This is a genomic window from Streptomyces sulfonofaciens (assembly GCF_014656295.1).
Lineage (GTDB): Bacteria > Actinomycetota > Actinomycetes > Streptomycetales > Streptomycetaceae > Streptomyces > Streptomyces sulfonofaciens.
Genome location: NZ_BNCD01000001.1, coordinates 110,280 through 137,272, shown reverse-complemented (window position 1 = coordinate 137,272; position 26,993 = coordinate 110,280). Strand labels below are relative to the sequence as shown.

General features: G+C 73.0%; 23 protein-coding genes. 14 read left to right on the top strand and 9 right to left on the bottom strand.

Annotated features, from left to right (window positions below):
• Positions 1-27 precede the first annotated feature (27 nt).
• Positions 28-651 carry an HAD family hydrolase gene (locus IE313_RS00505; protein ID WP_189928847.1) on the top strand — a complete coding sequence of 208 codons (624 nt, stop codon included), beginning with the start codon at positions 28-30 and terminating at the stop codon, positions 649-651.
• Between the two features lie 110 nt (positions 652-761).
• Here the strand turns inward: IE313_RS00505 and IE313_RS00500 are convergent, their stop codons facing one another.
• The gene (locus IE313_RS00500; protein ID WP_189928846.1) at positions 762-1,001 is read right to left on the bottom strand and encodes a hypothetical protein; all 240 of its coding nucleotides are present in this window, start codon (positions 999-1,001) and stop codon (positions 762-764) included.
• Between the two features lie 223 nt (positions 1,002-1,224).
• Here IE313_RS00500 and IE313_RS00495 point away from each other — a divergent pair, with 223 nt between their 5' ends.
• The 3 genes from IE313_RS00495 to IE313_RS36140 all read left to right on the top strand — a co-directional run bounded on the left by IE313_RS00495 (position 1,225) and on the right by IE313_RS36140 (position 3,944).
• A complete protein-coding gene (locus IE313_RS00495; RefSeq protein WP_189928845.1) occupies positions 1,225-2,835 on the top strand; it encodes a recombinase family protein in 1,611 nt (536 codons plus the stop codon).
• A gap of 231 nt (positions 2,836-3,066) precedes the next feature.
• Positions 3,067-3,402, top strand: coding sequence for a recombinase family protein (locus tag IE313_RS00490; RefSeq protein ID WP_229924263.1), 336 nt, complete (start codon positions 3,067-3,069; stop codon positions 3,400-3,402).
• A 158-nt stretch (positions 3,403-3,560) separates the two neighbouring features.
• Positions 3,561-3,944, top strand: a complete 384-nt coding sequence (locus IE313_RS36140; RefSeq protein ID WP_189928844.1) for a cold-shock protein — start codon at positions 3,561-3,563, stop codon at positions 3,942-3,944.
• Positions 3,945-4,069: 125 nt separating this feature from the next.
• Here the strand turns inward: IE313_RS36140 and IE313_RS00480 are convergent, their stop codons facing one another.
• From IE313_RS00480 to IE313_RS00465, 4 genes are all read right to left on the bottom strand, one after another.
• Complete coding sequence (locus IE313_RS00480; protein ID WP_189928843.1) at positions 4,070-4,963, bottom strand: 1,4-dihydroxy-6-naphtoate synthase; 894 nt, start codon at positions 4,961-4,963, stop codon at positions 4,070-4,072.
• Entirely contained in the window at positions 4,911-5,732 is an 822-nt protein-coding gene (locus IE313_RS00475; protein ID WP_189928842.1) for a futalosine hydrolase, read from the bottom strand. Before IE313_RS00475 ends, IE313_RS00480 begins: the two co-directional genes overlap by 53 nt.
• Before the next feature lie 57 nt (positions 5,733-5,789).
• Positions 5,790-6,356 (bottom strand): DUF2771 domain-containing protein, encoded by a 567-nt coding sequence (locus IE313_RS00470; RefSeq protein WP_229924262.1) that lies wholly within the window; start codon positions 6,354-6,356, stop codon positions 5,790-5,792.
• Between the two features lie 162 nt (positions 6,357-6,518).
• Complete coding sequence (locus tag IE313_RS00465; protein ID WP_373316877.1) at positions 6,519-7,910, bottom strand: MFS transporter; 1,392 nt, start codon at positions 7,908-7,910, stop codon at positions 6,519-6,521.
• A gap of 455 nt (positions 7,911-8,365) precedes the next feature.
• Between IE313_RS00465 and IE313_RS00460 the strand changes: the two genes are divergently transcribed.
• From IE313_RS00460 to IE313_RS00450, 3 genes are all read left to right on the top strand, one after another.
• On the top strand, positions 8,366-9,286 hold the full coding sequence (locus IE313_RS00460; RefSeq protein WP_189928841.1) for a DUF3027 domain-containing protein: 921 nt from the start codon (positions 8,366-8,368) through the stop codon (positions 9,284-9,286).
• Positions 9,287-9,609: 323 nt separating this feature from the next.
• Positions 9,610-12,975, top strand: a complete 3,366-nt coding sequence (locus tag IE313_RS00455; RefSeq protein ID WP_189928840.1) for a sacsin N-terminal ATP-binding-like domain-containing protein — start codon at positions 9,610-9,612, stop codon at positions 12,973-12,975.
• A 302-nt stretch (positions 12,976-13,277) separates the two neighbouring features.
• Positions 13,278-14,147: a DUF5707 domain-containing protein gene (locus tag IE313_RS00450; protein WP_189928839.1), complete on the top strand. Its 870-nt coding sequence runs from the start codon at positions 13,278-13,280 to the stop codon at positions 14,145-14,147.
• 44 nt (positions 14,148-14,191) lie between these two features.
• On the opposite strand, the gene IE313_RS00445 is transcribed toward IE313_RS00450, so the two are convergent.
• Positions 14,192-16,606, bottom strand: a complete 2,415-nt coding sequence (locus IE313_RS00445; protein WP_189928838.1) for an HAD-IC family P-type ATPase — start codon at positions 16,604-16,606, stop codon at positions 14,192-14,194.
• 101 nt (positions 16,607-16,707) lie between these two features.
• Positions 16,708-16,992: a DUF2530 domain-containing protein gene (locus IE313_RS00440; protein WP_189928837.1), complete on the bottom strand. Its 285-nt coding sequence runs from the start codon at positions 16,990-16,992 to the stop codon at positions 16,708-16,710.
• Between the two features lie 203 nt (positions 16,993-17,195).
• Here IE313_RS00440 and IE313_RS00435 point away from each other — a divergent pair, with 203 nt between their 5' ends.
• The 5 genes from IE313_RS00435 (at position 17,196) to IE313_RS00415 (ending at position 22,623) form a co-directional block, all read left to right on the top strand.
• Positions 17,196-18,626: an NCS2 family permease gene (locus IE313_RS00435; RefSeq protein ID WP_189928836.1), complete on the top strand. Its 1,431-nt coding sequence runs from the start codon at positions 17,196-17,198 to the stop codon at positions 18,624-18,626.
• A gap of 297 nt (positions 18,627-18,923) precedes the next feature.
• On the top strand, positions 18,924-19,361 hold the full coding sequence (locus IE313_RS00430; RefSeq protein ID WP_189928835.1) for a MarR family winged helix-turn-helix transcriptional regulator: 438 nt from the start codon (positions 18,924-18,926) through the stop codon (positions 19,359-19,361).
• A gap of 144 nt (positions 19,362-19,505) precedes the next feature.
• Entirely contained in the window at positions 19,506-21,134 is a 1,629-nt protein-coding gene (locus IE313_RS00425; protein WP_229924261.1) for an MFS transporter, read from the top strand.
• 316 nt (positions 21,135-21,450) lie between these two features.
• Positions 21,451-22,029, top strand: a complete 579-nt coding sequence (thpR, locus tag IE313_RS00420; protein ID WP_189928834.1) for an RNA 2',3'-cyclic phosphodiesterase — start codon at positions 21,451-21,453, stop codon at positions 22,027-22,029.
• Between the two features lie 270 nt (positions 22,030-22,299).
• Positions 22,300-22,623 carry a hypothetical protein gene (locus tag IE313_RS00415; protein ID WP_189928833.1) on the top strand — a complete coding sequence of 108 codons (324 nt, stop codon included), beginning with the start codon at positions 22,300-22,302 and terminating at the stop codon, positions 22,621-22,623.
• 207 nt (positions 22,624-22,830) lie between these two features.
• Here the strand turns inward: IE313_RS00415 and IE313_RS00410 are convergent, their stop codons facing one another.
• Entirely contained in the window at positions 22,831-23,820 is a 990-nt protein-coding gene (locus IE313_RS00410) for an aldo/keto reductase (RefSeq protein WP_189929247.1), read from the bottom strand.
• 275 nt (positions 23,821-24,095) lie between these two features.
• Here IE313_RS00410 and IE313_RS00405 point away from each other — a divergent pair, with 275 nt between their 5' ends.
• A complete protein-coding gene (locus tag IE313_RS00405) occupies positions 24,096-25,079 on the top strand; it encodes an aldo/keto reductase (protein WP_189928832.1) in 984 nt (327 codons plus the stop codon).
• Positions 25,080-25,122: 43 nt separating this feature from the next.
• Here IE313_RS00405 and IE313_RS00400 read toward each other — a convergent pair whose 3' ends face one another.
• On the bottom strand, positions 25,123-25,809 hold the full coding sequence (locus IE313_RS00400; RefSeq protein WP_189928831.1) for an SGNH/GDSL hydrolase family protein: 687 nt from the start codon (positions 25,807-25,809) through the stop codon (positions 25,123-25,125).
• A gap of 162 nt (positions 25,810-25,971) precedes the next feature.
• Between IE313_RS00400 and IE313_RS00395 the strand changes: the two genes are divergently transcribed.
• Positions 25,972-26,958: a WD40 repeat domain-containing protein gene (locus IE313_RS00395; RefSeq protein ID WP_189928830.1), complete on the top strand. Its 987-nt coding sequence runs from the start codon at positions 25,972-25,974 to the stop codon at positions 26,956-26,958.
• Positions 26,959-26,993 lie beyond the last annotated feature (35 nt).

Sequence of the window (26,993 nt, the reverse complement as noted above, 5' to 3'; positions counted from 1 at the left end):
CCGCGGTCCGGTTGCACAATGGCGGGCATGACCAGCCACGCCCTGACCGTCGGGTTCGACCTCGACATGACGCTCATCGACTCCCGTCCCGGGATCCGCGCCGTCTACCTGGCCCTCTCGGCCGCCACCGGCGTCCCGATAGACGCCGATCTGGCCGTCTCCCGGCTCGGGCCGCCCCTCGACGAGGAGATGGCGAACTGGTTCCCCGCCGAGCGGGTCGCCGAGGTCAGCGACCTCTACCGCGCGATGTACCCGGACCACGCCATCACCAGGACGCTGCCGATGCCGGGCGCCCGCGAGGCGATCGACGCGGTGCACGCGGCGGGCGGCCGCGCCGTCGTCGTCACCGCCAAGCACGAGCCCAACGCCCTGCTGCACATCCGCCACCTCGGCATCGAGGCGGACGTCGTGGTCGGCGACCTGTGGGCGGAGGGCAAGGCGGAGGCCCTGCGCCGGCACGGTGCGAGCGTGTACGTGGGCGACCACATCGGCGACGTGCGCGGCGCACGCGCCGCCCAGGCGCTGTCCGTGGCGGTGGCGACCGGCCCGTGCGACGCGGCCGCACTGCGCGCGGCGGGCGCCGACGCGGTTCTCGCCGATCTCATGGAATTCCCGCGGTGGCTGGACGCACACCTGGCCGCGGCAGCCTGAGGCACCCGCACCCGCCCCGCACTCGCACCCGGCACGCGCACCCGCGCACCGGCAGACCGCCACCGGCCCGGCGCCGCGCCGCCGCACGTCCTGCCCGCCGCACGCCCCGCCTACCGCACCGACCGCCGCCCTTCTGCGACCACCCGCAGCACCCCTGCTCCGGCGACGGCGAAGCCCACGGCCATCAGCATGCTCAGGCCGTACATACAGGCAGGAAAAGGTGTGGTCCCCAAGAACAGCGGTGCCACCGTGATCAGAGTGGCCACGGCTCCGGCAAAGAAAACGAGGGCACCGATTCGAACCAGCCGATCTCCGGCGCCGGCGTCGCTCCCAGTGGTTTTGTCACGCACCCGACCAGGGTAGTTCCCAGCCCGAAGGAACTACGGCGGCGTCTTGTCACCAGCCACGGGACCATTAGCCTTGGTGACGGCGGGTCGGGTGACCCGCCGTAGTGCTATCCAGAGCCGTTTTTCTCCGATGAAGCGGCATGACACAAGTACGAGGACGAGGACTTCAGGTGCCCACCGGTCAAGCCGGTTATCTAGGCACGCAGACTCCGCTAGCCTCGCTCCCATGCAACCCAACCTGCGCTACCTCGCCTGCCTCCGTCTGTCTGCCGACTCGGACGGCTCCAGGTCCATCGAGTGGCAGCGTGGCGTGATCCGACACCACGTCAGCTCTCCTCACCTGTCCGGCGTCCTGGTGGGGGAGGCAGAGGACACGGATGTCTCAGGCTCGATGAGCCCCTTCAAGCGCCCCAAGCTTGGACACTGGCTCATGAAGCGTGCCGACGAATTCGACGTGATCATTGCAGCCAAGATGGACAGGCTTACGCGTCGCTCGATGCACTTCAATGAACTGTTGGAGTGGGCACAGGAAAACGGGAAGTGCATCGTCTGTGTGGAAGAGGGGTTCGACCTGGGCACCCCTCAGGGAAAGATGATGGCTCGCATGACAGCCGTCTTTGCCGAGGCTGAGTGGGACATTATCCAAGCTCGAATCCTCAATGGCGTACAGACGCGTCTGGAGAACCGTTCATGGCTTACGGGCGCTCCGCCTACCGGATACAAGATCGTCCAGGTGGAAGGGGAGCGCCGTAAGGTCATTGCGCGGGATGAGTCCTTCTGGGAGTACATCGAGGAAATCAAGACTCGGGTACGGGAAAAGCAGTCCACACACAGGATTGCGCGGGACTTCAATAAGCGTGAAATTCTCACCTGGTCAGATCATCTGCGAGTACTGAAGGGGGACGAGCCCAAGGGTATTCAGTGGCAGGCAACCATTATCAATAAAATGATCCGGTCGAATTGGTTCGCCGGTATCTATACCTATAAGGGTGAGGTTGTTCTCAACGACAATGGTGATCCGTACATCATGCCGGAAGAGCCCCACGCCACCATGGATGAGTGGTTGGAGCTGGTCGACCTGATCGCTCCCGCTCCTAAGCCGGAAGGTGCTCCCGAGACCCGTAACGGCGCTGCGAGCCTCTTGGGGGGCATCGCACGCTGCGGACACTGCAACACCCCTGTGACCTCCCTCAAAAGCTCTGGACACGAGAGGAAGGACGGTACGAAGGTTCCTGGTCACAGGTATTATCGCTGCGCCAATAAGTTCAAGGGTGGGAACTGCAAGGAAGGTCTGTACGTCCGTGCGGCTGCTCTCGATGCATGGATTGACCAGGAAATTCTGGGGAGCATTGGCCAATGGGACATGTACGAGCGAGCCGGTAAGGGACCGTCCCAGGCAAAGGAACTCCAGGACGCAAAGGCACGCCTGGAAAATCTGGAGGGTGACTACCTCGCTGGGAAGTACGACGGGGAGGGGCAGGGAGAATCGTACTGGCGAATGCACAAGGGTCTGTCGGGAAAGATTGCGCTCCTGGCGAAGCAGGAAGAGGAAAGGGCTGACCCGGCTCTCAAGGCAACGGGTAAGAAGTACGGAGAACAATGGACGGCCAAGGATCAGGAAGACCGTAGGGAATTCCTCCGCGCCTATGGCGTGAAGGTCTGGGCTTGGGGTAAGGGGACGGACGAGAAAGAGCCGGGAATGATCATGGATCTGGGGGATATTCAGGCCATGGCTCAGGAACTCGGCCTGGAAAAGAAAGAGAGGGCGGCTGGGCTGGTGCTCAGCCGTAATGTACAGGAAAAATTGTGGAAGGCATTGGCTCTCGCCAAGCGGTAGAGGGCGTAAAGATAAGGTGTCGCTGAATAGTGGCGCCTTGTTCTTTTATGAAATTGGTTTATGAATTCGCCCCCCTGCTTCGGAAGGTAATTCAAACGATGCTGGTGAGGGCGGGGGTGTCGCTGAGCAGCGAAAAGCCAAAGAAAACGCGATCAGTAATCTCTAGGGTTCTATGGGTAATGCTGCGCTATTGGTGAGTCGGCACTCTGTCCGCTATTCGGTTGAAAGGACGTGCTGACGATCGCTGAGGACTTGCACGAGCGTGGAATCGCGCTCCGCATCCTCATGGGAACTCTCGCCTGTAACTACTCGCCCAAGGGGGAAGGCAAGTTCTTTTTCACCATGATGGTTGCCTTTGCCGAGCTTGAGCGAGACGTGATCGTTGAGCGCACCCGCGCCGGTCTCGACGCTGCCAAGGCTCAGGGGCGTACCGGTGGACGTCCTGGCGTCATCACTGAGGACGTGCTGACTGTGGCCGAGGCTCGTAAGGCCAAGGGGGAGAGCATCACTGTCATTGCCAAGGCTCTCGGAGTCTCCCGCGCCACTCTCTACCGGCACATCGGGTAACCCCTCACGCTTCCCTACTACTTTGAGCCTCTGTCGGCGCAGGCAGGGGCTCGGTGTCGTTTTAAGGCGTGTTCCGGTGGAGAGACCCCCGGTAGGCTGTCTCAACGGCAGATCAAGGGTGTCCGGCCAGTCCGGGAGCGATCGAGGGAGTGTGTGCTTTGCCGACTGGCAAGGTCAAGTGGTTCAACAGCGAGAAGGGCTTCGGCTTTCTCTCCCGCGACGACGGCGGCGACGTCTTCGTTCATTCCTCCGTACTGCCGGCCGGTGTGGACGCACTCAAGCCGGGACAACGCGTCGAATTCGGTGTCGTTGCGGGACAGCGTGGCGATCAGGCCCTTTCCGTCACCCTTCTCGACCCCACTCCCTCCGTCGCCGCGGCACAGCGCCGCAAGCCCGACGAACTGGCCTCCATCGTCCAGGACCTGACGACGCTGCTGGAGAACATCACCCCGATGCTGGAGAAGGGCCGCTATCCGGACAGAACCTCCGGCAAGAAGATCGCCGGACTGCTGCGCGCCGTGGCGGACCAGCTCGACGTGTGACAGCCGGGTCCGGTCCGCGGGAACCGGCCACCGCGAGGCGCGCCGGACCCCCACCCCGGACCCGTCCAGTACCGGCCCGGCCAGGACCAGACCGGCCAGGGCCGGCCCGGCCCGTCCCGTACCAGTCAGGGGAAGGCCAGCGCGTCCGGCCCGATCGCCGGCACCAGGCCCTCGGCCGCCGCGCGGGTGAGCAGGCCGCGCACGGCTGCGTAGCCCTCCTCGCCGAGGTCGGCCGTGAACTCGTTGACGTACAGGCCGATGTGCTGGTCCGCCACCGCGGGGTCCATCTCCTGGGCGTGCTCCAGGACGTAGGGACGGGACGCCTCCGGGTCGTCCCAGGCCATCCGGACCGAGGCGCGTGCCGCCTCCGCCAGCCGCTTGAGGGTGTCCGCACCCAGCGAGCGGCGGGCGATGATGGCGCCCAGCGGGATCGGCAGGCCGGTGGTGGACTCCCAGTGCTCGCCCATGTCGGCGAGGCAGTGCAGCCCGTAGGCGCGGTACGTGAAGCGGGCCTCGTGGATGACGAGGCCCGCGTCGACCTTGCCGTCCCGCACGGCCGGCATGATCCGGTCGAACGGCATGACGACTATCTCGCCGACGCCGCCCGGCACGGCCTGGGCGGCCCAGAGCCGGAAGAGCAGGTACGCGGTCGACCGCTCGCTCGGCACCGCGACCACCGCGCCGCTGAGGTCCCTGCCGGGCTCGCCCGTCAGCACCAGCGGCCCGCAGCCCCGGCCCAGCGCCCCGCCGCACGGCAGCAGCGCGTAGTCGTCCAGCACCCACGGCAGCACCGCGTACGACACCTTGAGCACGTCGTGCTCGCCGCGCTCCGCCATCCCGTTGGTGATGTCGATGTCGGCGAAGGTGACGTCCAGCGCGGGCGCGTCGGGGACCCGGCCGTGCGCCCACGCGTCGAAGGTGAAGGTGTCGTTCGGGCAGGGCGAGTAGGCGATCCGCAGGGGGCGGTCAGCCTGCTCGGGCCCGGCTGCAGCGGTCGGGGTGGTCGGCGTGGTGTTCATGCTCTCTCCAACTCTCCAGTACGGGCCTGAGCTTCCCGAACGCCTCGGTGAGCGCCGCCAGCGCCTCCTTGATACGCCAGGCCGCCCGGTCGCGGGGGCCGACGGGGTTGGAGACGGCACGGACCTCCAGGGCGGGCACGCCGTGCGCGGCGGCCGCCTCCGCCACCCCGAAGCCCTCCATCGCCTCGGCCACGGCGCCCGGATGGCGTCCGCGCAGCTCGGCGGCCCGGGAGGCGGTGCCGGTGGCGGTCGAGACGGTGAGCACGGTGCCGACGACGGCGGGGAGCGCTGCGGCCGCGGCGGCGACCAGGGACGCGGGCACCGCGTGCGTGGTGGTGCCGAAGCCGAGTGCGGTGACGGGCAGGAAGCCGTCCGGTGTCTCGGCGCCCAGATCCGCGGCGGTGATCGCGTCGGCGACGACGAGGCAGCCGGGCGGCGCGGCGGGCGCGAAGCCGCCGCCGATGCCGGCGGAGACGACGAGGCCGTAGGGGTCACCGGCGAGCGCCGCCGCGGTGAGCGCGGCACCGGTGCCCGCGGCGGCGCTCGCCGGGCCCACTCCGGCGGCCAGCAGGTCCCAGCGGGCGGCCGGTGCGGTCCGGCCGGCCGGCGGGGCGTCCGTGCGCATGCCGGCGGGCGGGTCGTCCGCCGCGTCGTCCGCCAGGGACAGCAGCGCGGCCCCCGGCAGCACGCAGGGGCGTGCCGGGCCGGCGAACGCCTTCGCCACCGCGTCCCGCTCGGGGACGACGGCGGTGGCCACGAGTATGCGCATGGGGTGGGTGGTCGCCCTTCTGCTGGCGTCGGGGGGCAGGGGCCGGGGGTGCCGGGGTCAGGACTGCTCGAACGTGAACGACCATAGGCCGATGGGGCGGCTGCCGCTGCCCTCCAGGACGCTGACGGTGGCCGAACCGCCCCGCGCACCGAACTGCGGGTCGAAGAAGACGCTGCCCGGGACCGTGCGGTACGTCTTGCCGCTGGTGCCGGTGAGCGCCCGGCCGTTCAGCAGGATCACCCAGCCCCGGTCGGCGATCTGGGGGTCCACCCCGAACCGCACCGTGGCGTCCGGGTCGACGCCGATGCGGTGGTGGTCCGTCTCCCGCAGGCACCGCTCGAAGTCCGCGGCCGGGACCGGCCTGCCGTCGTTGTAGCAGGCCGCCTCCGTGTGCACCGAGTCCTCGCCGACGGTGACGGTGGCCAGCGGCGTCGGCTTGTCGCAGCCGGAGAGCGCGAGCAGCGCGGCGCACAGCGTGCAGGCCGCGGAGGCGGTCCTGGCGGCCCGGCCCGGGCGGTGCTGGTGGTCCTGGTGGTCCTGGTGGTGCCGGCGGTCCTGGTGGGCGGACGGGGCCGGGTGGGGTGCGCGGGGCGGGCGCGGCTCCGCCGGGGGCGGGGAGGTCATGGGCGCAGGTTATCCGCCGGGTCGGCGGTCGCGGCGGTGCGGGCGGCGGCGTGCCGCGCACGGGCCGCGGCGTGCGGGGGGCGCGGGTGCGCGGCGTGCGGGGTCGCGGCGTGCGGGCGTCCCGGGGTGCGCGGTGCCCGCGCACCCCGGCCGGAGGGCCGTTCAGACCACTCTCGGCCGGGGCGGTGCACCGCCGTGCCGGGCCGCGGACAACAGCCCCCGTACGGTCGTCAGCCACCCGGTGGCCACCACCGCCGCCGCGACCGACAGCCCCAGCGTGCCGTTGAGCGGCAGGGCGATGCCGACCGCGCCGCCGACCACCCAGGCCATCTGGAGCACCGTCTCCGACCTGGCGAACGCCGAGGTGCGCACCTCCTCGGGCACGTCCCGCTGGATCATCGCGTCCAGCGACAGCTTCGCCAGCGCCTGCGCGAACCCGGCGACCGCGGCCAAGCACGCCACCAGCACCGCGCCGAACAGCGCCGCCGCGGCGACGGCCGTGCCGGCCCCGATCGCCACCACCGTCACGACGATCACCTCGGGCGCGCGGGCCTTCAGCCAGGCGCCGACCGCGGTGCCCAGCGCGTTGCCCGCGCCCGCGCCGACCGCCGCCGCGCCCAGCGACACCGCCGCGCTCTGCCCGGCCAGCGGGTGCTCGCGGAGCAGGAACGCCAGGAAGAAGATCAGGAAGCCGGAGAGCCAGCGCAGGACCGCGTTGGCCGCCAGGGCGTGGACGACAGCGGGGCCGACGGTGCGCAGCCCGGGACGGCGGCCGCGCTGCGCACGCGGGCCGTGCAGGTGCTCCTCGTCGGCCGCGAGCAGCGCCTTGTCCTCGCCCTTGCCGGAGTCGACCTTGGGCGGCAACTGGAAGGAGAGCACGGTGCCCGCGACGAAGATCGCACAGGCGCCGTAGAGCGGCCAGCGGGCGCCGACCATGTGCAGTCCCGCACCGACCGGGGCGGCCGCGCCGGTCGCGAGCAGACCGCAGAGCGTCACCCGCGAGTTGGCCTTCACCAGCGAGAAGCGGGGCGGCAGCAGCCGTGGCACGACCGCGCTGCGCACCACCCCGTACGCCTTCGAGGCCACCAGCACGCCGAGCGCGGCCGGGTACAGCTCCAGGGAACCGGTGACGACCGCGTTCGACAGGAGCAGCGCGAGCAGCACGCGGGCCAGCATCGCGGTGGCCATGGCGGCGCGGCGGCCGTGCGGGACGCGGTCGAGCAGCGGGCCGATCACCGGGGCGAGGAGCGTGAACGGGGCCAGGGTTACGGCCAGGTAGAGGGCGACACGGCCGCGTGCCTCGTCGGTCGGGACGGAGAAGAACACCGTCGAGGCGAGCGCGACGGTGATCATGACATCGCCGGCGCCGTTGACGCCGTGCAACTCGATGAGCTTGCCGAGGCCGGACTCGCCGGCGCCGTGCGCGTGGGTGGCCTTGCGGACGGTACGGGCGGCGGCGGTGAAGGGCAGGCGCAGGGCGTGGGCCACCGCCCGGAGGGTCCGGCGCAGCGGGCCGGGCCCGCCGGCTGTCAGGGACGCCCGTGCGGCTGCCACTCCGTCATAGTGCCCCCAGATGCCGAAAGGTAGCTTGATTCGCACGCCGGGTACGGCACGGATGGCGGCACGGGGCGGCCGTCGCGGCCCGCCACGGGGCCCGTCGCGGGCGGCGCGCCCCATGGTGCCCGGCCGGTCAGGACGCCGGGGAGCCCCCGTCGCCCCGCGCTGCCGGGGGCTCGTTCGCCGGGGCGGGGGGCCGCCGGGACATGGGGGGCACCTGTTCCCACCTGGGGGGTGTGGGACCGTAGCCCCGGAAGAGGTAGCGTGCGTAGCGCGCCCCGCGGCGGTCTCCCTCACCTCCGCGCCTGTCGGCATCCCGCAGAATGGAAGCAGCAGGCGTGCCCGAGGACGACCGGGCGCGGACGTCGACGCGGCCCACCGGTCCGCTCCGTCCGCTCCCTCGCCGAGCGGACAGCGCACTCGTGAGACGGCGTAGGAGAGAAGCGATACCTGTGAGCGCAGCGACAACGCGAGGCCGTACCCCCGACCGCCTGTGCGCCGAGGCGGTCGGCCTTGCCCGGGCCGCGGCCGAGGAGGCCGCCGCCCCCGGGGTGGTCGGTGAGCACGTCGCCGCCGTCGGCGAGGGCGACCGCGTGGTCACGCACCTCTTCGAGTGCAAGGAGCCGGGCTACCGCGGCTGGCGCTGGGCGGTGACCGTCGCCCGCGCCTCGCGCGCCAAGGTCGTCACGCTCGACGAGACCGTCCTGCTGCCCGGCCCCGACGCGCTGCTCGCGCCCGAGTGGGTGCCCTGGAGCGAACGGCTGCGCCCGGGGGACCTGGGCCCCGGCGACCTGCTGCCCACGGAGGCCGACGACCTGCGGCTCGAACCCGGCTACACCGGCGACGTGACACCGCCCCCGGACTCCGCCGTGTCGCACGAGATGGCGGAACTCGTCGAGGCCGAGGACGCCGAGGTCACCGCGGGACCGCCGGCGAGCCTGCCCGCCGCACCGTCCCGCGGCACCATCGCCGCCGTCGCGGAGGAACTCGGCATGGGACGCGCGCGCGTGCTGTCCCGGTACGGCCTGCACACGGCGGCGGACCGCTGGGAGGAGGCGTACGGGCCGAAGACGGCGATGGCGCAGGCCGCGCCCGCGTCCTGTGCGACCTGTGCCTTCCTGGTGCCGGTCTCGGGCTCGCTGCGGCAGGCCTTCGGGATCTGCGCGAACGAGTACGCCCCGGCCGACGGGCACGTGGTGTCGCTGGCCTACGGGTGCGGGGGGCACTCGGAGGCGGCGGTGATGCCCCGGACCCCGCAGCCCGCGCCGCCGGTGCTCGACGAGACGCGGGTGGACCCGCTGCCCCTGCGCCCCCGGGACGACCAGGGCTCCGTCGAGACCGGAGCCCCCCAGGAAGACCTGGGCCACAGCTAGCCCGTCCGGGGCCGGGGGCGGGACCCCCGCCCCCGTCCCTACCTGTCCCCGGTACCGCGGCACTGCCCCCGTGCGCCGTCCGCCCCCCCGGTACGCGGCAGGACACGCGGCCACGCCCGGGCGGGCACGGCCGGCTTCCTCCCCCGCGCCCCGGTTTCCCCGGCGGTGGCGGCCGGGTACCGTGCGGCGCCCCGGGCGCCGTGGCCGTACCCCCCTCCCCCGCCCCCCACGCGATACCTTCAGGCACCGGCGTACCCTCGTCGTCCCCGGCGAAGGGGAACCGCCCCGCCGAAGCGCATCGCCCGTAACGAGGAGTGACCACCGTGAGCAAGCTCGTGCGGCCGGATGCCGAAGGGGCGGACCCCTTCGGCACCGCGCGCCTGCGCCGCGGCGTACTCGACGCCTGGCGCACCAGCCCCGCCCGCTTCCGCGAGGACGCCAACGCCGAGGAGGACCTCGCACTCGGCGGCTACCGCGACCGCCTGATCGTCGAACTCGCCCAGAACGCCGCCGACGCCGCGGCCCGCGCCGGCACCCCGGGCCGTCTGCGCCTCACCCTCCGCGACGGCGTCCTCGTCGCCGCGAACACCGGCGCCCCCCTCGACGCGCCGGGCGTCGAGTCCCTGTCCACGCTGCGCGCCTCCGCCAAACGCGACGAACCGGACGCGGACCGGGCGGCGGGCGAGCCCGGTGTCGTGGGCCGGTTCGGCGTCGGCTTCGCCGCGGTGCTCGCCGTCAGCGACGAGCCCGCGCTCGTGGGCCGCACCGGCGGGGTGCGCTGGTCGCTCGCCGAGGCACGCGAGCTGGCCGCCGAGGCCGCCGTGCACAGCAGCGGCCTCGGCGACGAACTGCGCCGCCGCGAGGGCCACGTGCCCCTGCTGAGGCTGCCGTTCCCGGCCGAGGGCACCGCTCCCGACGGCTACGACACGGTGGTGCTCCTGCCGTTGCGGGACGCCGCCGCCCGTGACCTCGTGGAGCGGCTGCTCGACGGCATCGACGCCGCCCTGCTGCTCACCCTGCCCGGCCTCACCGAGGTCGTCGTGGAGACCCCCGAGGCCACCCGCACCCTGGGCCGCCGCACCGAACGCCCCTCCACCGCCGAAACCGCGACCGCCACGGCACCCCACGGCCCGGGCGGCCCCCGCCCCACCGCCGACGCCTCGTACACCGTCATCGACGACACACGCGACGGCACCACCCGCTGGCGCACCGCACACGGCCACGGCGTCCTGGACGCGGAACTGCTCGCGGACCGCCCGATCGAGGAACGGCTCCGCCCGCACTGGTCCGTGACCTGGGCCGTGCCCGTGGACGACGAGGGCGCCCCGCGCCGCCCGGGCACCGCGCCCGTGGTGCACGCGCCGACGCCGAGCGACGAACCCCTCGGCGTGCCCGCGCTGCTGATCGCCTCGCTGCCGCTGGACACCGCGCGCAGGCACGCCGCGCCGGGGCCGCTCACGGACTTCCTGGTGCAGCGGGCGGCGGACGCCTACGCCGCGCTGCTCGCCGCCTGGCAGCCGGTCGGCACGGGCCTGCTCGACCTGGTGCCGGGGCCGCTCGGCAAGGCCGAGCTGGACGGGGCCCTGCGCGCGGCGATCCTGGAGCGGCTGCCGCGCACCCCGTTCCTGCCGCCCGCCCTGGAGGCGAAGGACGCCGAGCACGAGCGGGCCTGGGCGGCCGTGGCCGGCGATGACCTCGGCGACCTCGGCCCGGGTGCGCCCGGCGGCACGGCACTGCGCCCGCGGGACGCCGAGGTGGTGGAGGGCGCGGGCGCCGAGACCGTGCGGGTGCTGGCGGAGGTGCTGCCCAGCCTGCTGCCCGCGGGCCTGGAGCGGCGGGTGGAGCTGCGCACGCTCGGGGTGGCGCGGGTGCCGCTGACCGAGGCGATCGACCGGCTCGCCGGCCTGGAGCGGGAGCCAGGCTGGTGGTGGCGGCTGTACGACAGCCTCGCCGGAGTGGATCCGGAGCGCCTGACCGGCCTTCCGGTCCCGCTGGCCGGCGGCGTGCCGGGTGGCGCGGGGCCGGCCGCCGGCGAGGGCCCCGCGCTGCCCCGCACCACCATCGGCCCCCGCCACGTCCTGCTGCCGCTGCCGGCGTCCGGGGCCGGGTACGAGCCGTCCCCCGGCGAGACCACCGCGGCGTCCGCGGGCGTCCTGACCCGCCTCGGCCTGAAGGTCGCCCATCCGGACGCCGCACATCCCCTGCTGGAGAAGCTCGGCGCGCTGCCCGCGTCACCGCGCGCCGTGCTCACCACCGCGCAGGTGCGGGCTGCGGTGGCGGCGTCGATGGACGAGGACGACTGGTTCCCCGGCGCCGACGAGGCCCGCCGTCCCGACGCCGAGGAACTGGCCGAGGTGGTGCTCGGGCTGGTGCGCGACGCCGGTCTCGAACCGGGCGACGAGCCCTGGCTGGGTGCGCTCGCGCTGCCCGACGAGGACGGCGAGCCGGCCCCGGCGGGTGAGCTGGTCGTGCCCGGCAGCCCGTTCGCGCAGGTGATCCGGGAGGGTGAGCTGGCCGAGGTGGACGCGGAGCTGGCCGCCCGCTGGGGCGCCCGGACGCTCGCCGCCTGCGGCGCCCTGGCCGGCTTCTCGCTGGTGCGCGCCACCGATGTGGTGCTCGACCCGGACGAGTTGGAGCCCCGGGACGGCGACTACGCGGAGCCCGACGACGTGGGCCTGCTGGACGCGGTGGACGTCTGGTGCGAGGACGTGCTCGACCGGCTGCCCGACACCCCGGTGCCGCCGGTGGCCACCGAGATCGTGGCGGTCCGCGACCTCGACCTGGTCGACGAGGACCGCTGGCCGCAGGCGATGGCCATGCTGTCCAGGCCGCCGCTGCGGGACGCCCTGACCCAGCCGGTGCGGATCCTGCTGCCCGACGGCACCACCGAGACCGTGCGCCCGTACACGGCGTGGTGGCTGCGCGGCCATCCGGTGCTGGACGGGCGCAGGCCCGCCGGGCTGCGCGCCTTCGGCGGCGATCCGCTGCTCGCAGGGCTGTACGACTCCGCGGACGCCACCGGTTTCGAGGACGAGCAGGTGCTGCGCGCGCTGGGCGTGCGGACGTCCGTGGCCGCGCTGCTCGACGAGCCGGGCGGTGCCGCCGAGCTGCTCGACCGGCTCGCCGACCCGGACCGGGAGGTGAGCGCGGCCCAGTTGCACGGCCTCTACGGTGCGCTCGCGGAACTCGACCCGCAGCAGGTGACGCTGCCCGACGAGGTGCGGGCGGTCGAGGGCGACGGCCGGGTGGTGGTCGTGGACGCGCGCGACGCGGTCGTCGCCGACTCCCCCGACCTGCTGCCGCTGTCCGGCGGCCGCCCGCTGCTGCCGGTGCGCCCGCCGGCCGCCGCGGACCTCGCCGAGCTGTTCCAGGTGCGCAGGCTGGGTGAGACGGTGCCGGGCGCCGTCCGGGACGAGGGCGCGGTGCGCGAGGTGCCGGAGGCGGTGCGGGTGCTGCTGGGCGCCGGCACGCCGCGGTCGTACGTCGAGCACGAGGAACTCGTCGTGGACGGCGTGGAGCTGGACTGGTACCGCACCGCGGACGGGGTGGTGCACGCGGCGACGCTGGAAGGGGTCGCGGCGGGCCTGGCGTGGGCGGCGCGCGAGTGGCCGCGGCGCTTCGAGGTGGCGGCGCTGCTGGAGGACCCGTCCCGCACGGAGGAGTTGGCGCGGGACCGCTGGTTCGACTGAGGCCGGTCGGCCGGAACCCGGCCGTCCGCCCCGGCCGGAGCGCGGCCGTCCGCCCCGGCCGGAGCGCGGCCGTCCGCATCCGGCCGGGGCGTGCCGCCCGCACCCGGTCGGAGCGGGTCGTCCGGGCCCGGCTCCGGCCGTCCGCAGAACCAGTGCAGATTCGGTCACAGAAAATTCACTTCGCGTACAACCTGGCTCCCCCTTCGGAGGTCTGATCTCCGGAGTCACCAGACTCCTGGATCACTCGGGCCCCTTGCGAGCCGAACTGCGGCACGCAGGCCCCCTCTCCACATGGGGAACACATGCGCATACGCACCCTGGTGGCCGCCGCGACGATGTCCGGCGCCCTGGCCCTGACCGCGTTCGCCGTCCCGGCCGCCCAGGCAGCAGCCCCCGCTCCGGGCGCCGCACCCGACGCCGCCTCGCGCTTCGGCGACGCCCCGGCGAAGAAGGCGCCGCGTGCCGCGGTACGCGCCGCCGCCGCCGAGCCCGTGATCACGGATGTCGCCGTGCACGGCGACGCCGACATCGTCCTGGGCACCACGGACAAGAAGACGATCAAGGTCGCGGTCACCGCCTCGCACCCCTCGGGCATCTACGACGCCTACCTGGACCTGTGGCACGGCACCGACATCGACAACGACGTGGACGGCCTGCTGCTGCCGAACGAGGACCAGGCCACCTGCACCGCCTCCAGCGCCACCACGTCCAAGTGCGTGCTGAGCTTCACGATCGACCCCCGCGCCGACCTGTACATGAACGCCCTCGCGGGCACCTGGCACGTACGGGTGGGCGCCATCTCCAACGACGGCGACCTGTTCTGGGACGACTACTACACGACCCACCACGTGCAGCGGCTGTCCAAGCAGACCGTCAACGCCTCGCCCGAGCCGGTGAAGAAGGGCGCCACCATCACCGTGACCGGCAAGCTCTCCCGCGCCAACTGGGAGGACCACGCCTACCACGGCTACACCGGCCAGAAGGTGCAGCTCCAGTTCCGCAAGGCGGACTCCAGCACCTACAGCACCGTCAAGACGCTGACCACCAACAGCACCGGCGAGCTGAAGACCACCGTCACGGCAGCCACCGACGGCTACTGGCGCTACTCCTTCGCCGGCACCTCCACCACCCCGGCCGTGAAGGCCGCCGGTGACTTCGTCGACGTGCAGTAGCCACCGCCCGGCGGGGGCCGGCCCGCGCCACTGCGGTGCTCCGCTCAGACGGTGGCGCGTCGGCCGGCCCTCCGCCACACGAGCTCCAGGCCGGCCGACGCCACCACCGCGACGGCCACCGCCGCCCACGGCACGGCCATGCCGATCAGCTTCAGCGCGAAGAACCGCTGGAGTTCCGGCACGGTCAGCACCAGCAGGAAGCACAGGCCCATGGCCGGCACCAGGCAGATCCGCCACCACGTGTACGGGCGGGCGACGATGGCCAGCACCCACAGCGAGACCAGGAAGAGGGTGAGCGTGGCAGCGCTGGTCTCCGCGGTGAGGGCGCCGGGGCCCGTGTAGTGGCCGCGGGCCAGCATGTAGGTGGCGAAGGTGGCCGCGCCCATGAGGACGCCGCCCGGCAGCGCGTACCGCATGACCTGCCGCACGAAGTGCGGCCTGGCCCGCTCGGTGTTGGGCGCCAGCGCGAGGAGGAACGCCGGGACGCCGATGGTGAGGGTGGCCAGCAGCGTCAGATGGCGCGGCAGGAACGGGTACTCCACCCGGAAGAGGACCACCAGGACGGCGAGCAGCACGGAGTAGACGGTCTTCAGCAGGAAGAGCGTGGCGACCCGGGTGATGTTCCCGATGACGCGGCGGCCCTCGGCCACCACCGCGGGCAGCGCCGCGAAGCTGTCGTCGAGCAGCACCACCTGCGCCACGGCCCGGGTCGCCTCGGACCCGGAGCCCATGGAGACGCCGATGTCGGCGTCCTTCAGCGCCAGGACGTCGTTCACGCCGTCACCGGTCATCGCCACCACATGGCCGCGGGACTGGAGCGCGCCGACCATCGCCTGCTTCTGCCGCGGGGCGACCCGCCCGAAGACGGTGCCCCTCTCGACGGCTTCGGCCATGCCGTCCGGGTCGTCGGGCAGCGTCCGTGCGTCGAGGGGGTCTTCGGCGCCGGGCAGGCCCAGCCTGGCCGCGACCGCGCCGACCGAGACGGCGTTGTCGCCGGAGAGCACCTTCGTGCCGACCCGCTCGGCCACGAAGTACCGCAGGACGTCCGGCGCGTCCGGGCGCAGCCGCTGTTCCAGGACGACGAGGGCGGCGGGACGGGCGCCCGCCGCGACGTCGGGGTCGTGCGCGCCGCGGCCCCGGGCGGCCCGGGCGAGCAGCAGCACGCGCAGGCCCTGTTCGTCCAGGCGCGCGGCGGCGGCGAGCTGGGGGTGCGCGGCCGGCAGCAGCACGTCGGGCGCGCCGAGCAGCCAGGTGCGGGGGGCCTCGCCGCCGTCCAGGGTCGCCGCGCTGTAGCCGCGGGCGGAGGAGAACGGCAGGACCGGTGCGGCGGGCCCGGCGGGCGGGCGGCCACCGGGGCGGGCCTCGGGGAAGGCCTCGATGATGGCGCGCAGGCTCGCGTTCGGCCGCGGGTCGGTGCCGCCCAGCGCGGCCAGCACCGCGCGGACCTCCCGCTCGTCGCTGCCGTCCAGGGTGCGCAGCTCGGTGACGCTCACACCGCCCTCGGTGAGCGTGCCCGTCTTGTCCAGGCAGACGGTGTCCACCCGGGCCAGGCCCTCGATCGCAGGCAGCTCCTGCACCAGGCAGCGGTGGCGGCCCAGCCGGATGACGCCGATCGCGAAGGCCACGGACGTCAGCAGCACCAGGCCCTCCGGCACCATCGGCACGATGCCGCCCACGGCGCGCGCCACGGAGCCCTTGAAGTCCCTGCCGTACGCCACGAGCTGGCTGACGGCCAGCGCGAGCGCGGTCGGAACCATCATCCAGGCGACGTACTTGAGGATCACGGAGACGCCGCTGCGCAGCTCCGAGTGGACCAGGGTGAAGCGGGACGCCTCCTCGGTGAGCCGGGCCGCGTACGCCTCGCGGCCGACCTTGGTGGCGGTGAACGCGCCGGTGCCCGCGACCACGAAGCTGCCGGACAGCAGCTCGTCGCCGGGCTGCTTCACGGCGGGTTCGGGCTCGCCGGTGAGCAGCGACTCGTCGACCTCCAGGCCGTCGGCCTCCAGGCACCTCCCGTCCACCGCGATCTTCTCGCCGGGCCCGATCTCGATCACGTCACCGAGCACGAGCCCCGCGGTGCTGATCCGCTCGGTGGCGCCGTCCCTGCGGACCGTGGGTCTGGCCTCGCCGACGACGGCCAGGCTGTCCAGGGTCTTCTTGGCGCGCAGCTCCTGGAGGATGCCGATGCCGGTGTTGGCGAGGATCACATAGCCGAAGAGGCTGTCCTGGACCGGGGCCACCACCAGCATGACCAGCCAGAGGACGCCGATGATCGCGTTGAAGCGGGTGAGGACGTTGGCGCGGACGATGTCGGCGGTGGAGCGGCTGGAGCGCAGGGGGACGTCGTTGACCTCGCCGCGTGCGGTGCGCTCGGCGACCTGGGCCGCGGTGAGACCGCGGGCGCGCCTGCCGTCCGGGGGTACGGGGGCGAGTTCCCCGCCCGGGTGGTTCGGCGCCATGGATCCGACGGTACGGGGGGAGATGGCGGTTGACGCGTTGAATGCGCGGTTGGCGCCGCTCGGCGGGTGGTCCGCCCCCTCGCCCGGCCTGCCGTCCGCCGCTACTGGTCGCGGGCGTCCCGGCTCAGGGCCGCCCGCTTGATCGCGGCGTCCCTGCGGCGGACGTACCAGATGCCGAAGGTGCCCAGTGCGGCGCCGGTGAGGCAGGTCCACAGCCACCAGGTGTGGCCGTGGGAGCGGAACCAGCCGTAGAAGGGGAGCTGGGCGAGGAAGAGGACGAACCAGACGAGGGTGCCGCCGGTGACGGTGGCGACGACGGGACCCTCCAGCGGGTCGGGCGCCTCGTGCCGGATGGGCTGCCGGAAGGATCTGGGGACTCCACGCATACCCGCAGCTTACGGCGCCTTCCCGCGCCCCCCGCCTGCCCCGGCGCCGGGCGGCGGCCCGCACCGGCGCGACGGGACCCCGGGCGCGGGCAGCGGCGGGGGTCCGTGATGTATTCATACCGAAACGATCCCGCGCTGGTACGGGTAGCACCCGACCGCTATAAACAGCGTCGGCCCCCCCTTCCGAGCCCCGAGGTCCCCGCATGCCGAACCCGCCCACCGCCACGGCCACCAAGCCCTCGCGGGACGCGATCGACCGCTACTTCAAGATCTCCGAACGGGGCTCCAGCTACGCCCGCGAGATCCGGGGCGGCTTCGCCACCTTCTTCGCGATGGCCTACATCATCGTGCTGAACCCGATCATCCTCAGCAGCGCCAAGGACATGAACGGGCACCACCTCGACAACGGCCAGTTGGTCACCGCGACCGCCCTGGCCGCCGCGTTCACCACGCTGCTGATGGGCGTGCTCGGCAACGTCCCCATCGCCCTCGCGGCCGGTCTCGGTGTGAACACGGTCGTGGCGCTCCAGTTGGCACCGCGGATGACCTGGCCGGACGCCATGGGCATGGTGGTGCTGGCCGGCTTCGTGGTGATGCTGCTGGTCGCCACGGGCCTGCGCGAGCGGGTGATGAACGCGGTGCCGCACGGTCTGCGCAAGGGCATCGCCATCGGCATCGGCCTGTTCATCATGCTGATCGGGCTGGTGGACTCCGGCTTCGTCACCCGCATCCCGGACGTCGCCCAGACCACCGTGCCGCTCCAGCTCGGCACGGACGGCCGGCTGGACGGCTGGCCGGTGCTGGTCTTCGCGCTGGGCGTGCTGCTCACCCTGGGCCTGCTGGTGCGCAGGGTGCCGGGGGCGATCCTGATCAGCATCGTCGCCATGACGGTGCTCGCGATGGTGATCGAAGCAGTCGCACACGTGCCGTCCTGGGGCCTGACCGCGCCGAAGTGGCCGGGCAACCCGGTGGCCAGTCCGGACTTCGGGCTGATCGGGAAGGTCAGCCTGTTCGGCGGCTTCGGCAAGGTCGGGGTGCTCACCGGTGTGCTCTTCGTGTTCACCGTACTGCTGTCGAGCTTCTTCGACGCGATGGGCACGATCATGGGCGTCAGCGACGAGGCCGGCCTCACCGACGCCCACGACAACGTGCCGGGCATCAACCGCGTGCTCTTCGTGGACGGCATAGCCGTGGCCGTCGGAGGCGCCTCGTCCTCCTCGGCCAACACCTGCTTCGTGGAGTCGACCGCCGGTGTCGGCGAGGGAGCCCGCACCGGCTTCGCCAACCTGGTCACCGGCGGCCTCTTCGTGCTCGCCCTCTTCCTGACGCCGCTGGCCACGATGGTGCCCTCGCAGGCGGCCACCCCCGCCCTGCTCACCGTCGGCTTCCTGATCTTCGCCGGGTCGATCCGCGAGATCGACTGGAGCGACTTCACGATCGCCGTGCCGGCGTTCGTGACGATGCTCGTGATGCCGTTCACCTACTCGATCACCAACGGCATCGGGATGGGATTCATCACGTTCGTGGTGCTGCGTCTGGTGGCGGGGCGCGGGCGCGAGGTGCCGCTGCCGATGTACGTGGTCGCGGTGATCTTCGGCTTCTACTACCTGATGCCGGCGCTCGGGCTCACCTGACGTTCGTCGAAGTCGCCCCGCACGAGCAGCCGGGTGACGTGGTCCCGCACGGTCGTGCCCCTTGTGGCGGCCTGCCTCCGCAGGGGTTCGAGGAGCGGGCCGTCCGGCCGCGGGCCGAGGGCGCGGGGCCCCATGGGCACGAGGGCCGGGGGCGGCCCGGGCCCGGTGTCGCTTTCCGCGGCCGCATCACTCGTACGGGTGAGCTGGGGGTTCCCTGGCGGCCCTGACGGGCATCGCGGTGCAGGCGGCGCGTGTCACGGTGGTCTTTAGCCAGAGTAATGAGTTACTCTAAAGACTATGCCGGATCTTTCCCTGGGCGACGACGCCGACGCCGTGAACGCACTGCGTTCCGCGGTCATGCGCCTGTCGCGTCGACTCAAGCACCAGCGGGTCGACGAGTCGCTGAGCCCGACCGAGATGTCGGTGCTCGGCACCCTGGCCCGCTGTGGCACCGCCACACCGGGCGAGCTCGCCCGAAAGGAGCATGTGCAGCCGCCGTCGATGACGCGCATCGTGGCGCTGCTGGAGGCCAAGGGCCTGGTCCGTCTCGACCCGCATCCCGAGGACCGGCGCCAGAAGGTCGTCACGCAGACCGAGCGCGCGGAGGCCATGCTGGAGGAGAGCCGCCGCCGGCGGAACACCTGGCTGGCGGACCTGGCGGCCGGCCTCGACGAGGAGGAGTGGGCGAAGCTGCGCGTCGCCGCCCCGGTCCTGGAGAAGCTGGCGCACCTCTGACCCCGTGCACCCCGTGAGCCCCCGACCGCCCCCCGCACCCCGCATCCGACACGGCACACCCTGCGTGCCCCAGCGCCGAGGAGGCGAACCCTTTTGAGTACGGGATCCGGAGCAGATTCCGCCCCCGCACCGATACCCGACACGATGAGCGCCACCCGGACCCCGGGACCCGCCCGGTCCCCGGCGGCCGACGGGGCCCCCGCGGACGCGGGCGCCGCACCGCGCAAGGACCCCGGCGACACGGCCGGACGCCGGCGGCCCGGCACCCCGCGTGACCGCACCGCGGGCGACCGCACCCCGCGTGACGGCACCGCGGGCCATGCCGCCCCCGACCCGGACGCACCGGAGCCGGCGACCTCGGCTCCCCTCGCGCCGCAGGGCGCCACCACGGCCCCGGGAACCCCCGAGGCCGGCCCCGCCACCGGTGGCCGCCGCCTCGCACCCGGCGCCGGCGCCGTCGCCCTCGACGGCCCCAAGGACCCCGGCCGTCCCGCAGGACGCGGCGGGATGTTCTCCTCCCTCAGCATCCGCAACTACCGGCTGTTCGCGTCCGGCGCCGTCATCTCCAACACCGGTACCTGGATGTCCCGGATCACCCAGGACTGGCTGGTCCTGAGCCTGACCGGATCATCGGCGGCGGTGGGCATCACCACCGCGATGCAGTTCCTGCCGATGCTGCTCTTCGGCCTGTACGGCGGGCTCATAGCCGACCGGTTCGCCAAGCGGAAGCTGCTCTTCTGCACCCAGAGCGCGATGAGCCTGAGCGGTCTGCTGCTGGCCGGGCTCACCCTCGGCGGCGTCGTCCAGGTCTGGCACGTCTACCTGGCGGCGTTCTGGACGGGCCTCGTGACGGTCGTCGACAACCCCACCCGGCAGACCTTCGTCTCCGAGATGGTCGGCCCCGACCGGGTGCGCAACGCCGTCAGCCTGAACTCGGCGAACTTCCAGTCCGCCCGCCTCGTCGGCCCCGCCGTCGCCAGTGCCCTCACCGCGGCCGTCGGCCCCGGCTGGGCGTTCCTCGCCAACGGCCTGTCCTTCCTGGCGCCGCTGACCGGCCTGCTGCTGATGCGGCAGAGCGAACTGCACCAGATCGTGCCGACACCGCGCCGCAAGGGCCAACTGCGCGAGGGCCTGAACTACGTCACGGGACACCCCGAGCTGATCTGGCCGATCGTCCTGATCGGCTTCGTCGGCACCTTCGCCTTCAACTTCCCGATCTGGCTCAGTGCCTACGCCAACGACATCTTCCACGGCGGTGTGGGGATGTACGGCCTCTTCAACATCCTGATGGCCGCGGGCTCCCTGATCGGGGCACTGCTCGCCGCCCGCCGCCGCAGCACCCGGCAGCGGATGCTGATCGCCGCCGGGCTCACGCTGGGCGTCCTGGAGGCCGTGGCGTCCTGGGCACCGTCGTACTGGATGTTCGTCGTGCTGGTCGTGCCGATCGGCATCGTCGGCATGACCACCAACGTCACCGCGAACTCGTCCGTGCAGATGGCCACGGACCCGGAGATGCGGGGCCGGGTGATGAGCCTGTTCATGATGGTCTTCACCGGCGGCACCCCGCTCGGCGGCCCGCTCTTCGGCTGGCTCGCCGACTCCTTCGGCGTACGCGTCAGCTTCTGCGTCGGCGGCCTGGTCTGCGCCGCCGCGGCCGTCGCCGTCGGCCTGATGCTGGTCCGCGCCGCCAACCTGCGCATCAAGGTGGACCTGCGCCGGGGGCGGCAGCACGTGCAGTTCGTACCGCGCAAGGAACTGGCGACGGCGGCGTAGGGCCGCCGGGCACCTTCTGCCACCCCGGGCCCCGGGCCAGCGCCGGGAGTGCCGGGGCGGACGGCGTCCGGCACGCGCGCGTGCCACCGCCCACCGCACAGTGCGGCGCCCGGCCGTCCGACGGCTGCCGGGACCCGCCCGCCGCACCATGCGGTGCCCGCCCGCAGCACCATGCGGTGCCCGCCCGTCGCAGCATGCGGGACCCGCCCGTCGCAGCACCATGCGGTGCCCGCCCGCCGGGCGCCTGCTCCGCCGGTAGCATGCGGCTGGCCCTCGTCGGGGGTGGCAGCAGAGCACCGGGAGGCGCCGTAGCCGTATGAGACTCTTCACAGCAGTGCTCCCGCCCGAGCCGGTGGCGGACGAGCTCGCCGTCGTCGTCGACTCGCTCCGCAGCCGCGGCGGGGCGGCCGGTGAGGGACTGCGCTGGACGCAGCGGCCCGGCTGGCACTTCACCCTCGCCTTCTACGGGGAGGTGCCCGAGGAGACCCTGCCGGAGCTGTCGGCGCGACTGGAACGCGCGGCGGCACGGACCGCGCCGTTCCGCCTTGCCGTGCGGGGCGGCGGGCAGTTCGGGCAGGGGCGGCGGCTGTGGGCGGGGGCCGAAGGGGAGCTCGCGGTGCTGCGGCGGCTCGCCGAGCGTGCCGAGGCCGCGGCGCGCCGCGCCGGCCTGCCGATGGACGGGCACCGCCGCTACCGCCCGCACCTGACCCTGGCGAGCAGCAGCGGGCCCCGGCGGCTGGAGCCCTATCTCACCGAGCTGGCCGCCTTCACCGGCCGCGGGTGGACCGTCGACGAGCTGGCGCTGGTCCACAGCGACCTGCCGCGCAGCGGAGTGCCGGGCGAGCAGCCCCGGTACACGAAGGTCGGCGGCTGGCCGCTGCGCGGCTCCGGTTAACCTCGCCTGTGTGGACCCCAAGACCCGGAACCGGATCATGGCCGGTGTGCTCGTACTGATGTTCGCCGTCGTCGTCGTGGCGGCGGCGGTCAACAAATGAGCCCGCGCACCGCCCGGCCCCCCCGATGACGCGCGCGGAACTCCTTGCCCGGTGGTGAGCGCCACGACAGGATGCGGGCCGGGGGAACCCGGGGCGGGTACGCGGTGCCGTTTCGTGCGGTTCCCCGATGGCATCGTCGGCCCGCCGGACCCGTGAGGCAGGGTCGTCGCATGGTTGCCGTCCCGCGCGCCGTCCAGTACCTCTTCCCGCCGGCCGGACGCGTCCTGCTCGGCGTGGGTACCTCCATGGCCCATCAGAAGGTGCCCAGGAGCAGCGTCGAGCTCACCTGGACGTGCACCGGGGCCGACGGCAGGCAGCAGTGCGCGCCCGACGCGAACGGTGACATCGACGACATCACCACCTATGACGCGCAGGACACCGGGCTCGCCGTCTGCATCGCCGGTGTGGGCCTGCCGGCGGCCTCCGTGCCGGTGGCTCCGACCGGCCGCGGCTGCACTCCGGCAGCACCCGGGGCGGCGTCGGCCGGGCCGTAGAGCGCGGGGCGCCCCGCCGCGGCGTGCGGTCCCGCGCCAGCGCCCGCGGCGCCCGCCCGTGTACCGCCGCAGGCGCCGCCCGCGCCCCCGGCGCAGGGGCGGCCGGGCGGCGGCCACCGAGGCGGACGCCGACCCGCGCGGGCGGGCCGGTGCCCCCGGGCCCGCCCGGGCCCGGGGACGCACGCAGCCGCGTCCACGGGCGTGCGGCTACCAGGCGAACGCCTCCGGCGACGGCCCCGTCCCCGGGAAGATCTCGTCGAGGGCCGTCAGCACCTCCTCGGACAGTTCGAGCTCGACCGCGCGCAGCGCGGAGTCCAACTGCTCCTGGGTGCGGGGGCCGACTATCGGGCCGGTCACACCGGGCCGGGTGAGCAGCCACGCCAGGGCCGCCTCACCGGGTTCCAGGCCGTGCTTGTCCAGCAGGTCCTCGTACGACTGGATCTGGGTGCGCACGGCCGGGTTGGCGAGCGAGTCCGCGGCCCGGCCGCCGGCGCGGCGGCCGCTCTGAGCGGTCTTCTTCAGCACCCCGCCGAGCAGTCCGCCGTGCAGCGGCGACCACGGGATGACGCCGAGGCCGTAGTCCTGCGAGGCCGGGATGACCTCCATCTCGGCGCGGCGTTCCGCGAGGTTGTACAGGCACTGCTCGCTGACCAGGCCGAAGCTGCCGAGCCTGGCGGCCACCTCGTTCGCCTGCGCGATCTTGTAGCCCGGGAAGTTGGAGGAGCCCGCGTAGAGGATCTTCCCCTGCTGCACCAGGACGTCGACCGCCTGCCAGATCTCCTCGAACGGGGTCTGACGGTCGATGTGGTGGAACTGGTAGATGTCGATGTAGTCCGTCTGCAGCCGCTTCAGGCTGGCGTCCACGGCACGGCGGATGTTCACCGCGGAGAGCTTGTCGTGGTTGGGCCACGCGTCGCCATCGGGGGCCATGTTGCCGTACACCTTGGTGGCGAGCACGGTCTTGTCGCGGCGCTCGCCGCCCTGTGCGAACCAGCGGCCGATGATCTCCTCGGTGCGGCCCTTGTTCTCGCCCTGGCCGTAGACGTTCGCCGTGTCGAAGTAGTTGATTCCGGAGGCCAGCGCCGCGTCCATGATGGAGTGGCTGGCGGCCTCGTCGGTCTGCGGACCGAAGTTCATGGTGCCGAGCACCAGTCGGCTGACCTTCAGTCCCGTGCGTCCCAGTTGCGTGTACTTCATGGTCGCCAAGCCAACGTCCTGGAGTGCGCTCTAATCAAGAGGTACGACCACTACCCGGACACCGGGGCCCGGGTCGCCGGGGTTCCGACACGGCCGGGCAAGCCGGGGTCTCCACGGCGGTTCCTGTCCGGCCGTCGCCCGCAGGCGCACGGCCGGGCGGTACGACGATACGCACGGTGACCGGGTCACTCGGGAGCGTGGCGGAGCGACGGGGGCGCGCGGTGGGGTGGGGGCGGGCCCGCGGGGGACGGTGCGGGGGTTGTCACACTGGTGGCATGGAGCAACGTGAGATCAGCAGGCTCGGCAAGCAGGTGTCCGTCGTCGGCCTCGGCACATGGCAGCTCGGTGCGGACTGGGGAGACGTGGCCGAGAAGGAGGCGCTGGACGTCCTGGACGCCGCCGTCGAGACCGGAGTGACGTTCTTCGACACGGCGGACGTCTACGGGGACGGCCGCAGCGAGCAGCGCATCGCGGCCTTCCGCGCGGCGCGCCCGGACGCGGATGTCCTGGTCGCCACCAAGATGGGCCGCCGCATGGCGCAACTGCCCGAGAACTACGTCCTGGACAACTTCCGCACCTGGAACGACCGCTCCCGCCGCAACCTCGGCGTGGACCGCCTGGACCTGGTCCAGTTGCACTGCCCGCCCACCCCCGTCTACTCCTCGGGCGAGGTCTACGACGCGCTGGACACCCTGGTCGCCGAGGAGCGCATCGCCGGGTACGGAGTGAGCGTGGAGACCTGCGAGGAGGCGCTGACCGCCATCGCGCGCCCCGGGGTGGCCAGCGTGCAGATCATCCTGAACGCGTTCCGCATGAAGCCGCTGGAGAAGGTGCTGCCGGCGGCCCGCGAGGCGGGCGTCGCCATCATCGCGCGCGTGCCGCTCGCCTCCGGCCTGCTGTCCGGCCGGTACACCAAGGACACCGTCTTCGCGGCCGACGACCACCGCACCTACAACCGGCACGGCGAGGCGTTCGACCAGGGGGAGACCTTCTCCGGCGTCGACTACGCCACCGGCGTGGAGGCCGCGGCGGAGTTCTCGGCGCTCGCCCCCGAGGGCGCCACGCCCGCCCAGACCGCGTTGCGCTGGATCGTGCAGCAGCCCGGCGTCACCACCGTCATCCCGGGCGCCCGCTCCGCCGAGCAGGCCCGCGGGAACTCCGCGGCGGCCGCGCTCGCGCCGCTCACGCCCGACACCCTGGGCGCCGTCCGCGACCTCTACGACCGCCGGATCAGGCCGCAGGTCCACGACCGCTGGTGAGGCCGCGGGGCCCCGTCCGGGGCCCCGGACGGGCCGTGCCGGGCTACCGCAGCCGGTACGGCCCGCCCAGGTCCCACGCCTGGTACAGCGCTTCGGCGAACGCCGCCGCCAGCTTGTGCTCGCCCGAGGCGTTCGGGTGGGTGCCGTCGTAGGTGTCGCCGTGGACGTCGTACGACTCGGGCGCGGAGGCCGCGAGCAGGGGTGAGCCGGGCTGGTCCAGGTTGGCGACGGCCTTGGCGAGCAGGGCGTTGAAGCGGGCCACCTCGGCCGCGAAGACGGCGTCGGAGTGGGCGCGTATGTTCGGGATGACGGGCAGCAGCACCATCCGCACCGCCGGGTTCGCGGCCCGCGCCTCGGCCACGAAGCGGTGCATGCTGACCGCGGTCCCGGACGCGTCGGTGAAGAAGCCCAGGTCGATCAGGCCGAGCGAGACGAGCAGCACGTCGGCGCGCTCGCGGGCCACCGACTCGCCGATCAGCGGCGCCATGTGCCGCCAGCCCTCGCCCCAGCCCGCCAGGTGCCGCCGGGCCCGCTCGGGGAAGCCGGGATCGGCGTACTCGGACGACACGGGCGCGTCCGCCGCCTTGTCGTACAGCGTGTCGCGGGGCCCGACGATGGCGAAGGGGCCGCCGAAGGTGGCGCACAGGTGCTGCCACATCCGGTAGCGCCAGGTGTGCTCGCCGGCACTCCCGATCGTCATGGAGTCGCCGACGAACATGAACCTCAGCATCGGGCCATCATCCCGGACGCGCCGGGCGACCGGGCCGCCGGGGCACTGCCGGGGGCACCTGCGGGGGCCCTTGCGGAACACTTCCGAAGGCTTCCCCAAGGGGGCGTCCGCAAAGGGGCGTTCCTGCCGTCCGCGGGGACCGGCAGGTGGCAGGCTTGGGGCATGCGTTCGCTGACGCCCCTGGCCGGGGCCGCTCTCCTCGTCGCCCTGTCCGCGGGCCCCGCCGCCCCCACCCCGGCGGCCGCCGTCGCGGACGGCGGCCCGAAGGCGTTCACCATCGAGGACCCCCGGATCACCGAGTCCAGCGGCCTGGCGGCCAGCCGCCTGCACCCGGGCGTCTACTGGACGCACAACGACAGCGACGACGGCGCCTACCTCTACGCGGTCGATTCGAGGACCGGCAGGACCGTCGCCACCGTCACCATGACGGGAGTCGGCGCGCCGCGCGACGTGGAGGCGATCTCCATGGGGCCGGACGACACGCTCTACGTCGGCGACATCGGCGACAACCTGGGCGGCACCTGGCCCCATGTGTGGATCTACAAGCTCCCCGAGCCCCGGCAACTGCGCGACCAGACCGTACGGGCCACCCAGTACACGGTGACGTACGCCGACGGGCCGCGGGACGCCGAGGCGCTGATGGTGCAGCCGAGGACCGGACGGGTCTACATCGCCGACAAGAAGGAGGACGGCGGCCACCTGTACGAGGGCCCCGCCACGCTCTCGCCCTCCGGGACCAACGTCTTCACGAAGGTGGCCCCCATCGACCTGTGGGTGACCGACGGGGCGTTCTCCCCGGACGGCGGGCACCTGGCGCTGCGCGGCTACTTCGGCGGCATCCTCTACGCCTTCAGGGACGGCAGGCCGAAGCGTGAGGCACGGCTGGACGTGCCCATGCAGGGCCAGGGCGAGTCCGTCACCTACACGACCGACGGCTCGACCCTGATGTACGGCAGTGAGGGCAGGAGGAGCCAGGTCGTGCCGGGCCGGCTGCCCGGGGCCCCCGGCCCGGGCACGGCGGGCGGCGGCCCCGCGGGCAACGGCTCGGGCGGTGGCGGCGCCCGGGCCGACTACGCGAAGGGCGCGCTGGTGCTGCTGATCGCCCTGGCGGTGGTGTTCGGCGCGAAGAAGGCCGTGCGGCGGAAGTGAGCCGCGGCGCCCGAGCGCGCCGTCCGCGCCCGGCG

Bases quoted from the DNA above. Each gene is read 5' to 3' on its own strand.
- IE313_RS00505 (WP_189928847.1), top strand. From the start codon at position 28: ATGACCAGCCACGCCCTGACCGTCGGGTTCGACCTCGACATGACGCTC.
- IE313_RS00495 (WP_189928845.1), top strand. From the start codon at position 1,225: ATGCAACCCAACCTGCGCTACCTCGCCTGCCTCCGTCTGTCTGCCGAC.
- IE313_RS00480 (WP_189928843.1), bottom strand. From the start codon at position 4,963: ATGAACACCACGCCGACCACCCCGACCGCTGCAGCCGGGCCCGAGCAG.
- IE313_RS00475 (WP_189928842.1), bottom strand. From the start codon at position 5,732: ATGCGCATACTCGTGGCCACCGCCGTCGTCCCCGAGCGGGACGCGGTG.
- IE313_RS00470 (WP_229924262.1), bottom strand. From the start codon at position 6,356: ATGACCTCCCCGCCCCCGGCGGAGCCGCGCCCGCCCCGCGCACCCCAC.
- IE313_RS00450 (WP_189928839.1), top strand. From the start codon at position 13,278: ATGCGCATACGCACCCTGGTGGCCGCCGCGACGATGTCCGGCGCCCTG.
- IE313_RS00445 (WP_189928838.1), bottom strand. From the start codon at position 16,606: ATGGCGCCGAACCACCCGGGCGGGGAACTCGCCCCCGTACCCCCGGAC.
- IE313_RS00440 (WP_189928837.1), bottom strand. From the start codon at position 16,992: ATGCGTGGAGTCCCCAGATCCTTCCGGCAGCCCATCCGGCACGAGGCG.
- IE313_RS00435 (WP_189928836.1), top strand. From the start codon at position 17,196: ATGCCGAACCCGCCCACCGCCACGGCCACCAAGCCCTCGCGGGACGCG.
- IE313_RS00430 (WP_189928835.1), top strand. From the start codon at position 18,924: ATGCCGGATCTTTCCCTGGGCGACGACGCCGACGCCGTGAACGCACTG.
- IE313_RS00425 (WP_229924261.1), top strand. From the start codon at position 19,506: ATGAGCGCCACCCGGACCCCGGGACCCGCCCGGTCCCCGGCGGCCGAC.
- thpR (WP_189928834.1), top strand. From the start codon at position 21,451: ATGAGACTCTTCACAGCAGTGCTCCCGCCCGAGCCGGTGGCGGACGAG.
- IE313_RS00415 (WP_189928833.1), top strand. From the start codon at position 22,300: ATGGTTGCCGTCCCGCGCGCCGTCCAGTACCTCTTCCCGCCGGCCGGA.
- IE313_RS00410 (WP_189929247.1), bottom strand. From the start codon at position 23,820: ATGAAGTACACGCAACTGGGACGCACGGGACTGAAGGTCAGCCGACTG.
- IE313_RS00405 (WP_189928832.1), top strand. From the start codon at position 24,096: ATGGAGCAACGTGAGATCAGCAGGCTCGGCAAGCAGGTGTCCGTCGTC.
- IE313_RS00400 (WP_189928831.1), bottom strand. From the start codon at position 25,809: ATGCTGAGGTTCATGTTCGTCGGCGACTCCATGACGATCGGGAGTGCC.
- IE313_RS00395 (WP_189928830.1), top strand. From the start codon at position 25,972: ATGCGTTCGCTGACGCCCCTGGCCGGGGCCGCTCTCCTCGTCGCCCTG.